The organism is Isoptericola sp. NPDC056605 (genome assembly GCF_042792795.1).
Taxonomy (GTDB): domain Bacteria; phylum Actinomycetota; class Actinomycetes; order Actinomycetales; family Cellulomonadaceae; genus Isoptericola.
Map to the genome: position 1 here is coordinate 99,708 of NZ_JBHTVT010000013.1, position 10,002 is coordinate 109,709.

At 71.3% G+C, this 10,002-nt stretch carries 18 protein-coding genes; 5 read left to right on the plus strand and 13 right to left on the minus strand.

What is annotated here, in order from left to right; translation table 11 throughout:
- Position 1: 1 nt before the first annotated feature.
- The 10 genes from ACFQ8Y_RS14435 to ACFQ8Y_RS14480 all read right to left on the minus strand — a co-directional run bounded on the left by ACFQ8Y_RS14435 (position 2) and on the right by ACFQ8Y_RS14480 (position 3,282).
- Positions 2-181, minus strand: a complete 180-nt coding sequence (locus ACFQ8Y_RS14435; RefSeq protein ID WP_430585911.1) for a hypothetical protein — start codon at positions 179-181, stop codon at positions 2-4.
- Complete coding sequence (locus ACFQ8Y_RS14440; RefSeq protein ID WP_430585912.1) at positions 178-333, minus strand: hypothetical protein; 156 nt, start codon at positions 331-333, stop codon at positions 178-180. Before ACFQ8Y_RS14440 ends, ACFQ8Y_RS14435 begins: the two co-directional genes overlap by 4 nt.
- Positions 330-566 (minus strand): hypothetical protein, encoded by a 237-nt coding sequence (locus ACFQ8Y_RS14445; protein ID WP_430585913.1) that lies wholly within the window; start codon positions 564-566, stop codon positions 330-332. Before ACFQ8Y_RS14445 ends, ACFQ8Y_RS14440 begins: the two co-directional genes overlap by 4 nt.
- A complete protein-coding gene (locus ACFQ8Y_RS14450) occupies positions 563-895 on the minus strand; it encodes a hypothetical protein (protein WP_430585914.1) in 333 nt (110 codons plus the stop codon). Before ACFQ8Y_RS14450 ends, ACFQ8Y_RS14445 begins: the two co-directional genes overlap by 4 nt.
- Positions 892-1,626: a hypothetical protein gene (locus ACFQ8Y_RS14455; RefSeq protein ID WP_430585915.1), complete on the minus strand. Its 735-nt coding sequence runs from the start codon at positions 1,624-1,626 to the stop codon at positions 892-894. Before ACFQ8Y_RS14455 ends, ACFQ8Y_RS14450 begins: the two co-directional genes overlap by 4 nt.
- Positions 1,623-2,087, minus strand: a complete 465-nt coding sequence (locus ACFQ8Y_RS14460) for a hypothetical protein (RefSeq protein WP_430585916.1) — start codon at positions 2,085-2,087, stop codon at positions 1,623-1,625. The genes ACFQ8Y_RS14455 and ACFQ8Y_RS14460 overlap by 4 nt, the downstream gene beginning before the upstream one ends.
- Entirely contained in the window at positions 2,084-2,584 is a 501-nt protein-coding gene (locus tag ACFQ8Y_RS14465) for a hypothetical protein (RefSeq protein ID WP_430585917.1), read from the minus strand. Before ACFQ8Y_RS14465 ends, ACFQ8Y_RS14460 begins: the two co-directional genes overlap by 4 nt.
- Before the next feature lie 2 nt (positions 2,585-2,586).
- Positions 2,587-2,742 (minus strand): hypothetical protein, encoded by a 156-nt coding sequence (locus ACFQ8Y_RS14470; RefSeq protein ID WP_430585918.1) that lies wholly within the window; start codon positions 2,740-2,742, stop codon positions 2,587-2,589.
- Between the two features lie 73 nt (positions 2,743-2,815).
- Positions 2,816-3,034 carry a hypothetical protein gene (locus ACFQ8Y_RS14475; RefSeq protein WP_430585919.1) on the minus strand — a complete coding sequence of 73 codons (219 nt, stop codon included), beginning with the start codon at positions 3,032-3,034 and terminating at the stop codon, positions 2,816-2,818.
- Complete coding sequence (locus tag ACFQ8Y_RS14480; RefSeq protein ID WP_430585920.1) at positions 3,034-3,282, minus strand: helix-turn-helix domain-containing protein; 249 nt, start codon at positions 3,280-3,282, stop codon at positions 3,034-3,036. The genes ACFQ8Y_RS14475 and ACFQ8Y_RS14480 overlap by 1 nt, the downstream gene beginning before the upstream one ends.
- A 158-nt stretch (positions 3,283-3,440) precedes the next feature.
- Between ACFQ8Y_RS14480 and ACFQ8Y_RS14485 the strand changes: the two genes are divergently transcribed.
- Genes ACFQ8Y_RS14485 through ACFQ8Y_RS14500 form a run of 4 tightly spaced genes read left to right on the plus strand, consistent with a single transcriptional unit; the run spans position 3,441 to position 5,583 of the window.
- Positions 3,441-4,157 (plus strand): hypothetical protein, encoded by a 717-nt coding sequence (locus ACFQ8Y_RS14485; RefSeq protein ID WP_430585921.1) that lies wholly within the window; start codon positions 3,441-3,443, stop codon positions 4,155-4,157.
- Entirely contained in the window at positions 4,154-4,636 is a 483-nt protein-coding gene (locus ACFQ8Y_RS14490) for a hypothetical protein (RefSeq protein WP_430585922.1), read from the plus strand. Before ACFQ8Y_RS14485 ends, ACFQ8Y_RS14490 begins: the two co-directional genes overlap by 4 nt.
- On the plus strand, positions 4,633-5,112 hold the full coding sequence (locus ACFQ8Y_RS14495) for a hypothetical protein (RefSeq protein ID WP_430585923.1): 480 nt from the start codon (positions 4,633-4,635) through the stop codon (positions 5,110-5,112). The genes ACFQ8Y_RS14490 and ACFQ8Y_RS14495 overlap by 4 nt, the downstream gene beginning before the upstream one ends.
- A 54-nt stretch (positions 5,113-5,166) precedes the next feature.
- Positions 5,167-5,583: an ImmA/IrrE family metallo-endopeptidase gene (locus tag ACFQ8Y_RS14500; RefSeq protein ID WP_430585924.1), complete on the plus strand. Its 417-nt coding sequence runs from the start codon at positions 5,167-5,169 to the stop codon at positions 5,581-5,583.
- 76 nt (positions 5,584-5,659) lie between these two features.
- Here ACFQ8Y_RS14500 and ACFQ8Y_RS14505 read toward each other — a convergent pair whose 3' ends face one another.
- Together ACFQ8Y_RS14505 and ACFQ8Y_RS14510 are read right to left on the minus strand one after the other, a co-directional pair.
- The gene (locus ACFQ8Y_RS14505; protein ID WP_430585925.1) at positions 5,660-6,901 is read right to left on the minus strand and encodes a tyrosine-type recombinase/integrase; all 1,242 of its coding nucleotides are present in this window, start codon (positions 6,899-6,901) and stop codon (positions 5,660-5,662) included.
- A gap of 222 nt (positions 6,902-7,123) precedes the next feature.
- On the minus strand, positions 7,124-7,648 hold the full coding sequence (locus ACFQ8Y_RS14510; protein ID WP_430585926.1) for a VOC family protein: 525 nt from the start codon (positions 7,646-7,648) through the stop codon (positions 7,124-7,126).
- A 93-nt stretch (positions 7,649-7,741) separates the two neighbouring features.
- On the opposite strand from ACFQ8Y_RS14510, the gene ACFQ8Y_RS14515 reads away from it, so the two are divergent.
- Positions 7,742-8,725, plus strand: coding sequence for a helix-turn-helix transcriptional regulator (locus ACFQ8Y_RS14515; RefSeq protein ID WP_430585927.1), 984 nt, complete (start codon positions 7,742-7,744; stop codon positions 8,723-8,725).
- A 48-nt stretch (positions 8,726-8,773) separates the two neighbouring features.
- Here the strand turns inward: ACFQ8Y_RS14515 and ACFQ8Y_RS14520 are convergent, their stop codons facing one another.
- Positions 8,774-9,994: an oxygenase MpaB family protein gene (locus ACFQ8Y_RS14520; protein WP_430585928.1), complete on the minus strand. Its 1,221-nt coding sequence runs from the start codon at positions 9,992-9,994 to the stop codon at positions 8,774-8,776.
- Positions 9,995-10,002 lie beyond the last annotated feature (8 nt).

Genomic DNA, 10,002 nt, shown 5'->3' on the forward strand with positions numbered 1-10,002 from the left:
CTCAGGCCTCCTCGTAGTGGACGGTCGTGACGTCGGCGGCCTCGTCGTACTCGGTCATCACGGGGCGGAAGACGCGGCCGTCCTCGCCCGGGCCGACGAGGTTCTGGTCCATGCGGGCGCGGATGTCGCCGGCGAAGTGCAGGCGGCCGGCGATCTCGCCGGCGGTGGTCTCGGTGCTCATCGGTTCTCCGGGGGAAGCTCGGCGCGCCGGCCTTCGGCTGCTGCCTGGGGGCTGTGGATGTCGGTGGCGGGCGGGTCGGTGCGGTAGTGCTGGCGCTGTCGCCGGCGCTCGGACCGCTCCTCCTCGCGCATGTCGTGCCAGGCGTCGCTCATCGGCGCACCCACCACGGGACTCGGATGCCGCCGCCGTTCCGCTCGAGCCGCACGACGAGGTCGTGGTGGTCGTGGCGGTTGAGCCAGCGGCGGAGGGTGCGGGCGGACTGGCCGCGCTCCCGGGCGGCGGCGAACAGGCTGTAGCCCGCAGCCGCCTGCGCCCTGAGGTGGGCGACGATGTCCTCGACGCGCTCCGCACGACGGCGGGCGTTCGTCTCGCGCCAGGTGGTCACGGCTTCCACCTCCGCCCGAGCGGTGCGCCGGTGGGGATGTCGCGCAGCTTGGTGACGGCGGCGCGCAGGCGGTCGAGCGCGAACGTCGGGACAAGGACGCCGACGATGCCGTTCGGGTCCTCGAGGCCCCCCTCGTCGACGAGCTTCACGGCGGCGTCGACGACGGCCTCCATCGCCCGGTCGAGCGCGTAGACCATGGGGAGTGCGGCCTGCGTGTGCGCGATGGCCGGGATGACGGGCGCCGGCTCGACAGCCGGGTCGCGCCAGGTCTCGGAGTTGCGGGCGAGGGTGGCCCGAGCGGCGGCTGCGAGAGCCTCGGCCGGGGTCATGACGTCGCCCCGTTCATGAGGTCGAGCACGATGTCGTCGAGGATCGAGACGGCGTACTCGTCGGGGTCGTCCTTGAGCGCCGCCTTGTGGCGCTCGATGACCTTGATCGCCTGCAGCCGGCCGAGCTCGATGCCGGACGCCTCGCCCTTGTCGAACGCGGTGACGGAGCCGCCGAGCGACCCGAGCGTGTCGAGCTCGGCGTCCTGCTCGTGCGCGACGGCCAGGCCCTCGACCATGGCGGACGGGATGCCTGCCTTGTCGAGCAGCGGGGCTGCGGCGCGGAGTGCGGCGACGTCGAGACGCTCACGCTCGGCCCTGTCGGCGGCCGCCAGCAGCGCCCTGTCCCTGTCGGAGAGGTGCTCGTCGAAGTTGCGCTCGCCCTCGCCGGCCATGATGGCGCGGGCGAACTCCTCGCCAGCAGCCTTCTGCTCGGGCGTCTGCGGGACGTCGACCGCACGACCGACGGCGTGGTAGTCGACGGGCGCCCCTGCGTGGTGCGTGTGGGTGAAGTGCCCGGCAGCGGACGGGGAGTAGAACAGCTCGGCGGCGTTGGCCGGGTTGAGGGGACCGTCCTCGACGGGCGTCTCCTCGTCGTCCTTGCGGTGCCGGAGCTCGTAGACGGGCGCCATGCCGTCGCCCTCACGCTCGCTGGTGTGGGCGTGGTCCGTGTGGAAGCTGACGACCGGGTTCGCGGGGATGGGGCCGCGGCGGGTCGGGATCGCGTCGCTCATGACGTCGCCCCCTCGAACCGGACGCCAGCCTCGATCGCCGCGCGCAGCACGGTGCGCACGTCGTCGGCGGAGACGGTCGCGATCGGGTGCGCCCCGGAGAGCGACCGGGTCATCGTGGCGACCGCGCGCTCGACCTGCGCCTCGTGCCTCTCGAGGCTCTCGGCGAGCGCGGCGTGGGCACGGGCAGCGGTGCGGTGGTAGGCCGCCTGACCGAGAGGCAGGTCGCCCTTGGCCGGATCTGCCGCGAGACCGCCCCACCCGGGGCCGAGCTCAACGTGGTAGGCCCCCTTGTCGAAGGACGGCTTCGGCAGCGGCCCCTCGATCATGACGGCGTCGAGCGGGGCGACCTGGACCTCGACGAAGACAGAGTCGGTCTCGTACGAGCGGGCGAGCGTGCTGCCGCGGCGCGCCGTGACGACGACCTGGCAGGACTTGTCCAGGAAGTGGCGGTGCGTGCTCATCGGTCCGACTCCTTCCCGAACGCCTCGGCGTCGTCGCTCACGAGGGCGTCGAGCTCGGGGAAGTCGTCGAGCATCCCCTCGAACGCGTGGTCCAGGGCCGCCGGGTCCATGTCACGGATCGCGTCGGCGAGGTCGCCGAGCTCGGTGACCGTGGCGAGGTCGGCGTCGACCTTCTCGCCCACGGCCGCGATCGGGTTCGACTCGACCGGCCACGAGGCGCGGGGCCCGTTGGGGAGCGACGCCGACCAGCACTCGTGCATCGGGCCGTCGTGGTCCGGGGTCAGCGTGCAGATGTAGAAGCTCCCGGGCTTGAGGACCGAGTCATGGCGGGCGCCGCAGTGGGCGCGGTTCGCCTGGACGGCGGAGTCGATCTGCTCGGCGACGGGGTGCGCGTGCATCCGGTCCCGGGGGAACTGGTCGCCGCAGACGGGGCACATGGCCAGGTCGGCCTGCCACCAGTCGCGGACCTTCCGGCCGATGCGGTCGATGATGCTCATCGTCACCGCCCCCGGTTCTGCTGGCGGGAGCGGCGGGCGACCTTGTTCGCGGCCCGGCGCTGCGCCTTCACGTGCGCCGGCACGGTGCCCTGGTAGATCTCGCGCGACGACTTGCGGGAGAGGCCCGCGAGGATCGCCTGCTGGTACGGGGTGTCCATCGGTAGACTCCTTGGTGTGTGGTGGCCCCGCCCGGTTCCTAGGCCGTGAGGCGGGGTCGCTGCTTTCTTGGGGTCAGCGCTTGATGCGGTCGGGCTTCCCGCGGCGCACCCACGCGCGCAGGTCGTCCGCATCGATGACGGGCTTGGCGATCTGCCGGCCGTCTACCTCGGGGTAGTGGGCAACGAGGTCGCCGGCGCGGACCGCGCGGATGATGACGTCCCGCGAGAGCCCCGTCGCGGCGGCAGCGCCGTCGTAGTCGAACGAGACCGGGGCGATGGTCACGGCGGTCATCAGGCCGCCGCCTCACGGGTCGGGGGGTTGGCGAGCAACGCGCGGTGGTCGTCCACCTGCAGCTCGCGGAGGAGTCGGGAGTAGACGACGGCGCTGACGCGGCGCGCGTACCCGAGCTCGATGCGGGTGATGTAGGAGCGGTCGACGCCGATGCTCTGGGCGAGGTCGGCGGTCTTGCGCCCGCGGGCCTCGCGGATCACCCGGAGTGCGTAACCGTGCACCTCCACGGTGCCGCTTCCTGTGCTCATGTCAGGGACCCTAGTCACTTCTAGTCACCTCCCGCAAGAGGTCTGGCTAGAAACTTTAGAGAGCGATGGCTAGAGGTACTGATACAAGCCTGACCTGTGGGGATCTTCACCTGGCAGTCGGTCTAGAAGTTCCTAGATGTGACTGCGACACTGGGTGCATGGCTGAGAACCGCAGTCCTGTGTCCGCCGGAGCCCGGTCCGTAGACGACTCCGGGGCCGTGACGCGCGAGGGGTGGGCGCTCTTCGTCGAGCGCGAGCGCATCGCCAGGGGGTGGGGCAAGGAAGAGGCGGCGCGACAGGCGGGCATCAACTCGATCACGTGGAAGCGTGTGGAAGACGGTGAGCGCGTCCAGGACGCGAGCCTTGGGAAGGTGCTGGCCGCACTTGAAACGGACCAGGCTCTCGCCGCAGAGGCGATCCGCGCATGGGCTACTCGCCCAGCTAGGGACCGCCGTCAGCGCGAGGCGCGGATCAGGGACAAGGAGCGCACAGGGTCGGGCACCCCGAGTAGTGCCGCAACGGGGCATGCCGCCTCGCCGGGCGTGACAGGCCTCAGCATCGAGCGCCTGGTGGACGAGTGGTCACGGCTCCGGCACGAACAGTGGGCGATTGAACGCGAGTACGCAGATCGAACTGGTATCGCTGCCTTCCGTGCGCATGAGGAGCTGCAAGCGATCTTCGCCGGCGGGCGCCCACGCCCCGCGAGTGAGGCGTCGGTTGACCGCTCCTGGGGGCTGCCAGGCGCTCAAGGCGCGCTCCCGTTGCCGGGGACGCAGAGCGACCTGTTCGACGATCCTGACCAGGAGGACTACACGCTGGCGGCCCGCGACCAAGACGACGACGCTGAGGCCGAGGCGCAGCAGGAGGAACCGTGAAGTTCGCGCTGACCAGGCGGCCTCTGGCTTCGGAGCCCGAGGTTCCGGGCCCGGTCGAACTTCCTGACGACGAGGCGGGGGGGCTCTACGAGTGGCGTCCGATTGGAATCGGCGAGAGTGTCACGCAGTACGGGGATGACCGAGGCTTTCGGGACAGCCCGCGGTTTGAAGGAGCTCCGGGACCGGTCGTTGAGCTCGACATCTCGATGCTCCGCGGGCGTAGGAGTGTCGAAGAGGCTGCTCGTGCCGTCCTTCGTAGGCCCCCCAAGCCCACCTCGTGCGTCCGCTACTTCCGGGTGGTCCGGCTGCTGTCGACGGGCTATCTCGCGTTCTCAAGCCCCTCCGCCAGCAACCCTGACCACGTGAGCATCGTGATCGGCGGCACTGAGATCCGCGACTCTCCGGAGTATCGTTCGAAGTGGAGTGCGGCCGATCGTGTGCCGCTTTCGGATGTCTGCGATCAAGGAGAGGGGGAGTGATGTACGACCTGCGCAGTAAGAAGACGGTGATCCTGAACCGTGGCGAGGGTATGGTGCTGCAGCTCCTCCTCCGCCGGGATGACGACAGGTACACGGCCCTCTGGGTCTTCGACATCGACGCAGAGAGACGGTTCGTGGCCCACCTGGTCGTGCGGCTAACCCGCGATGAGGCGCAGCGCGTGGCGGACGCTGATCCGTACACCGTTGGGTTCCTGGAGCCTGTCCGCCCGATCCTTCGCGACAGAGATGCTGACGTCCTGGTAGCGAACTTCGAGGGCGAAGCGATCGGCAGCTTCCCTGTGCACGTTCCTGCAGAGGGGGCCGAGCAGGAGTTCGTGGCGATGCTCGATCGAACGGCTTCGATGGTTTTCGAGGTTGGCGTGGCTCGCGGGGCCGACGCTGACCCGGCGGCTGCCGAAGTGGATCCCGAAGCGGCAGAGGTGCTGAACTCGGCGCGCCACCTTCAGGGTGTGTAGGGCCCGGCGCGCCGGGCCCCTGCCGTACCAGCCAGAGGTGTACACCTGGCTGGGATGACCCTCGAGGACCTGATCGCTGCAGCCGAGGAGTTCGGCCTGCGCGTGAAGTGGGACAACCTCGGTCGCCGGGCGGGGGAGCTGCGGCGCTCCGGCCTGGTGCTGCTGAACCACCGCAAGAGCGTCCTCACGCAGCGGTGCACCCTCGCGCACGAGATGGGGCACTGGTCCCTCGGGCATGACTGGACGCTCTACCACGACATCGAGCGTGACGAGCTCGCCGCGGACGCATGGGCCGCCCGCCTGCTCATCAGCCCCGTCGACTACGCCCTCGCCGAGCGCCTGCACGGGCCGCATGCCGGCGCGATCGCGCGCGAGCTCGACGTCTCGACCCGGCTCGTCGAGGTGTGGCGCTCCGAGGTCTGGAAAGGCGCGACCACGGCTCGCCGTAAGGGGCATCTCCGCGCCGTCTAGCTCCTCGCCTGGATCATCGCTGCTCACGGCGCAGATGTCAGGATTTCCTACCCGTCCAGCCCGTTAGAATTTCCTGTCACGACGTGAGCCCCAGGCGACCGGCGACGTCGACCAGGGCTGCCCGAGTCCGCGTGCGGTCCGTGTGGAGGTAGGCCTTCGTCGACAGGATGCTCGCATGCCCGAGGATGGCTGTGATCGTCGCGTCGTCCACGCCGCCCATGCGCAGCAGCGTGGCCGCCGTGTGCCGAGCCTCGTACAGGTCCGGCCGGCGGCCGATGATCTCCGGCCCGTCCTGCCGCGGCGACGGCTCGGTGACGGCCACGTGCGCTTCGTCCGTGATGGAGTACCACGCCGCGCGGTCATCGTCGTCACGCTGCGGGCGCCCGTCAGCCTGCGGCCAGACGAGCCCGTGGCGGTTCGGCGGCGCGACCTCGCGCCATGCAGTCAGGGAGGCGACCATCCAGGGCACGAGCGGGATGACGCGCCACCCGGACTTCGTCTTCGGCCTTACGAGGTGCAGGGCCCCGTCGACCTGCCGGGCCTCGAACCCGCGGGGAACGCGGAAGCCGGAAGACCGGTCGCGCGTGACCCGGTAGGGCAGCGGCTTGAGCTGCCAGGCGAGGGTGAGGGTCGGCTCCTTGTCGTCGAGGTCAACCATGTCCCAGGTCAGGCCCAGCGTCTCCGCGGGGCGCATCCCCTGCAGCAGCGCGGCGGCCCACCGGGACGCGTCCGGGCGTCGGGAGGCCACCTCGAGGATCGCGAGCGCGTCGTCGAGCGGGAGCGCGTCGCGGTCGTTCGTGCCGAGCCCGGGGCCCTCGACCATCCGCGCGCGCTCGGGCACCGCGTGGCCCTCCTGGACCGCCGCGCTCAGCATCGCCGAGAGTGCGGCGTGGTAGCGAGCCTGGGACGAGAGCGCGAGCGGCTTCGCCTCCATCGCGCGGTGGAAGGCGCGGATGTCGGCCGGCGCGAGCTGGTCGAGGCGGCGGTGCCCGATGGTGGGGATGATCCACTGGGTGACCGCCGAGCGGTTCGCGTTCCATGTCGTCGGCCGCAGCGTCGCGGCGGTGTTCTCCATCCAGACGTCGGCCCACCGCTTCACCGTCGGCTTGCCTCCGACGGTGGGGGCCTCGGCGGCTTCGGCTTCGGTAAGTGCCTCGCGGATCTTCCGGCGCACGCCTGCCTCGGTGGCAGCGACGAACCGACGGCGACGACGGGTGCCCTTCGCTGTCCAGCCGAGCTCGATCGAGCCGACCCACCGCTTGCGTGCGTCGTCGTAGTAGACGGATCCCGTGCCGTGGGGGCGTCGTGCTCGGGCCATGGTCTCGGCGCCTTCCAGGTGGGCCATTGGGTGGGCCATTGCAGGCTATCGCAGGCGGTCGCGTGCTTGACGTAATGCCTGGTCAGAGGGCTTGTCGTCACCCACAGTCTACCCCGATCTGTTCACTCGTAATGAATAGGTCATCAGTTCGATTCTGATAGGCGGCTCAGCACGGAAGGCCCGGAACCTCGCGGTTCCGGGCCTTCGTCGTCCCGCGGGTGCTCAGCGCACGGGCGCGCTGCTGCGGCCGTGCGTCCGACCGCTCAGCTCGGCGTCGAGGGTCTCCTGCGCGACGCGCATCTGGTCGGCGAACTCGGGCTGCTGCAGGCGCTGCCACACGAGCTCCTCGGGCACGTCCTCGACGTGGCTCACGACCCACCAGACGTTGCCGAACGGGTCCTTGACGCGTCCGCCGCGCTGACCGAAGGCGCTGGCGGAGAGGTCCGTCACGACCTGCGCGCCCGCCGCGACGGCCTTCGCGAAGGTTGCGTCGGCGTCGGGCACGAAGACGCGCAGCAGGCTGGGCATGGCGGGCCACTCGGGGCGACGGTCGAACCCGAGCAGGACGGTGTCGCCCACGCGGGTCTCGCCGTGGCCGATCGAGCCGTCCTCGGTGGCGACGCGGGCGATCTCCTCGCCGTCGAACACCTCCGTGACGAAGTCGAGGAAGGCGCCGGTGTCGTCCGTGACGACCCACGGGGCCACGGTCGTGTAGCCGTCCGGGGCGGTGCTCTGACGTGCGGTCATGGTGCTCTCCCGTCGTGGTGCGTGCAGCTGATAGCCCCACGCTAGGCATGAAAGAGGACTGTTCCTGTCCGCGATCGGCGAGAGGATGTCGCCATGACGGGACCCACCTCGCGCGTGCTCGCCCTGCTGTCGCTGCTCCAGACCGCCCGCGTGTGGTCGGGCAGCGAGCTGGCGCAGCGGCTCGACGTCACCCCGCGCACCGTGCGCCGCGACGTCGACCGCCTGCGGGAGCTGGGCTACCCCGTCGAGGCCACGCTCGGCGCCCACGGCGGGTACCGCCTGGTGGCGGGCACCTCCATGCCGCCCCTGCTCCTGGAGGACGACGAGGCCGTGGCCGTCGCGCTCGGCCTGCGCACCGTCGCCGTGCACGGCCTCCCGGGCCTCGAGGACGCGGGGGTCCGCGCGCTCACCAAGCTGAGCCGGTCCTTGCCGTCGCGGCTCCGGCACCGCGTCCGGACGCTCGGCGCGAGCGCGATGACCTGGGAGCGGCCGGCCGGGGGAGCCGTGGATCCCGACGTCCTCACCGTGCTGGCCGGTGCGGCGGCGAACCGCGAGCGGGTCCGGCTCACCTACGAGGCCCGGGGCGGCGGTCGCGGGCCACGGCACGTCGAGCCGCAGCAGCTCGTCGTCGTCCGACGGCGCTGGTACCTCGTGGCGTTCGACCTCGACCGCGACGACTGGCGGACCTTCCGTGCCGACCGGGTCAGCGACCCGCGGGCCACCGGGGCGCCGTCGCGTCACGAGCTGCGCGCCGCCGACGTCCCCGCGCACCTGGAGCGGGCCGAAGCGGCGATGGCGCCCACGGTGCGGGCGGACGTCACGCTGCGCCTGCCCCTCGCCGTCGCCCGGGAGCGCCTGGCCGACCACCTCGGCGACGGCACGCTCGCCGCCGACGGCGACGGCACGCGGTGGCGCAGCGCCCCGGACACGGTCGCGTGGCTGGCGCTGCGTCTGCTGGCGGCAGACTGCGGCTTCGTCGTGCACGGGCCGCCCGAGCTGCGCGCGCACCTCGACGACGTCCACGAGCGGACGCGTCCTCCGGGTACGAACGGCACGGACGGGGCGACGGCGCCGTGACCGCGGACCTGCCGCCGGAGTCGGGGGAAGGGTCGGGGTCGTGACCCGCTAGTCGTAGTCCGGGTTGTTGATGGTCGGGATGTCGATGTTGATCGGCTTCGTGGGCTCGAGGTAGAGCAGCGCGACCTTGCGCAGGAGCTCGTCGAACAGCCAGTAGACGGCCGGCGAGCCGGGGACGAGGAGCCCCAGCTCGCGGGCGCGCACGAACGGGATCCAGGCCGCCGAGATCGTCGCGTCGAGCACGGGCCGGCGGGGCAGCTCGAGCATGTCGGTCACCCTGTCGCCGAGCATGTACCGGGTGACGGCCTCGAAGGCGGGCTTGGTGACCAGCGTGAAGTCGAGGTTCTCGCCCAGCTTGACGAGCTTGTCGGCGATGAGCACCCCCTCGTCGGTCCTGGCGAGCAGCGGGACGAGCACCTGCTCGCGCTGTGCCAGCGCCTCGTCCCAGCTCGACGGGATGTACTCGTCGAGCACGCCGAGCATGTGGCCCGTCACCTGCCACAGGTGCAGGTAGGCGTCGGCCTCCGCCGAGGAGATCGGCACCCTCCACTCCACGAGCTTCTGCCAGACGGAGGAGGCGAGGCTGTGCCAGGTGACCATGATGTCGAACTGGCTGATCGGCACCCGCTCGTCGGCGACGGCGGACCAGTGCGGCGACTGCGGCAGCAGGTGGCGCACCGCCGCGTGGACCAGGCGGGTCTTCACGCAGGTGACGATCATCTTCCCGTCGGGCCGGTAGGCGTGGTGGGCGCCGATGTCGTAGCCGAGCTTCGCGGTCTTGGCGATGCGGTCGGTGAGGTCGGCGCCGCCCTTCGAGTACCAGACGGCCCGGGCCTCGCGCGGGATCGCGGCGCTCATCATGCCGCTGTTCATCCCGTACAGCACACCGAGGTAGAGGCCCCGCTTCGTCGTGAAGGTGAACGCCTTGTCGAGCCGCGAGTGGTCGACCCACGAGGGCAGCTCGCGCGCCCGCGTGACGAGCGCCTCGACGTCGGCGGGAAGCCCGGCCGGGAGCGCCTGGCCGTTGGTGGTCCAGGAGGCGAGCGCCGCGTTCACCGCGGGCACCCCGCCCGTGTCGAGCAGGTTCGCGAGCACCGGGTCGGCCAGGTCGTCCCACACCTCGCGCGGGTCGCGGCCGGTGCCCGTGCCGGCGACCGACCCGGACGACGACCACGTCCATGCGTGCGCGGGCGCCGCACCGGCGAGCGCGCCGAGCGCCCCGATCGTCCCGCCTGCCCTGAGAAGACTCCGTCTGCTGATCTCGCCCACGTCGAACC

Coding starts and splice junctions, on each gene's coding strand:
- ACFQ8Y_RS14435 (WP_430585911.1), bottom strand. CDS start 181: ATGAGCACCGAGACCACCGCCGGCGAGATCGCCGGCCGCCTGCACTTC.
- ACFQ8Y_RS14440 (WP_430585912.1), bottom strand. CDS start 333: ATGAGCGACGCCTGGCACGACATGCGCGAGGAGGAGCGGTCCGAGCGC.
- ACFQ8Y_RS14450 (WP_430585914.1), bottom strand. CDS start 895: ATGACCCCGGCCGAGGCTCTCGCAGCCGCCGCTCGGGCCACCCTCGCC.
- ACFQ8Y_RS14455 (WP_430585915.1), bottom strand. CDS start 1,626: ATGAGCGACGCGATCCCGACCCGCCGCGGCCCCATCCCCGCGAACCCG.
- ACFQ8Y_RS14460 (WP_430585916.1), bottom strand. CDS start 2,087: ATGAGCACGCACCGCCACTTCCTGGACAAGTCCTGCCAGGTCGTCGTC.
- ACFQ8Y_RS14465 (WP_430585917.1), bottom strand. CDS start 2,584: ATGAGCATCATCGACCGCATCGGCCGGAAGGTCCGCGACTGGTGGCAG.
- ACFQ8Y_RS14470 (WP_430585918.1), bottom strand. CDS start 2,742: ATGGACACCCCGTACCAGCAGGCGATCCTCGCGGGCCTCTCCCGCAAG.
- ACFQ8Y_RS14475 (WP_430585919.1), bottom strand. CDS start 3,034: ATGACCGCCGTGACCATCGCCCCGGTCTCGTTCGACTACGACGGCGCT.
- ACFQ8Y_RS14480 (WP_430585920.1), bottom strand. CDS start 3,282: ATGAGCACAGGAAGCGGCACCGTGGAGGTGCACGGTTACGCACTCCGG.
- ACFQ8Y_RS14485 (WP_430585921.1), top strand. CDS start 3,441: ATGGCTGAGAACCGCAGTCCTGTGTCCGCCGGAGCCCGGTCCGTAGAC.
- ACFQ8Y_RS14500 (WP_430585924.1), top strand. CDS start 5,167: ATGACCCTCGAGGACCTGATCGCTGCAGCCGAGGAGTTCGGCCTGCGC.
- ACFQ8Y_RS14505 (WP_430585925.1), bottom strand. CDS start 6,901: ATGGCCCGAGCACGACGCCCCCACGGCACGGGATCCGTCTACTACGAC.
- ACFQ8Y_RS14510 (WP_430585926.1), bottom strand. CDS start 7,648: ATGACCGCACGTCAGAGCACCGCCCCGGACGGCTACACGACCGTGGCC.
- ACFQ8Y_RS14515 (WP_430585927.1), top strand. CDS start 7,742: ATGACGGGACCCACCTCGCGCGTGCTCGCCCTGCTGTCGCTGCTCCAG.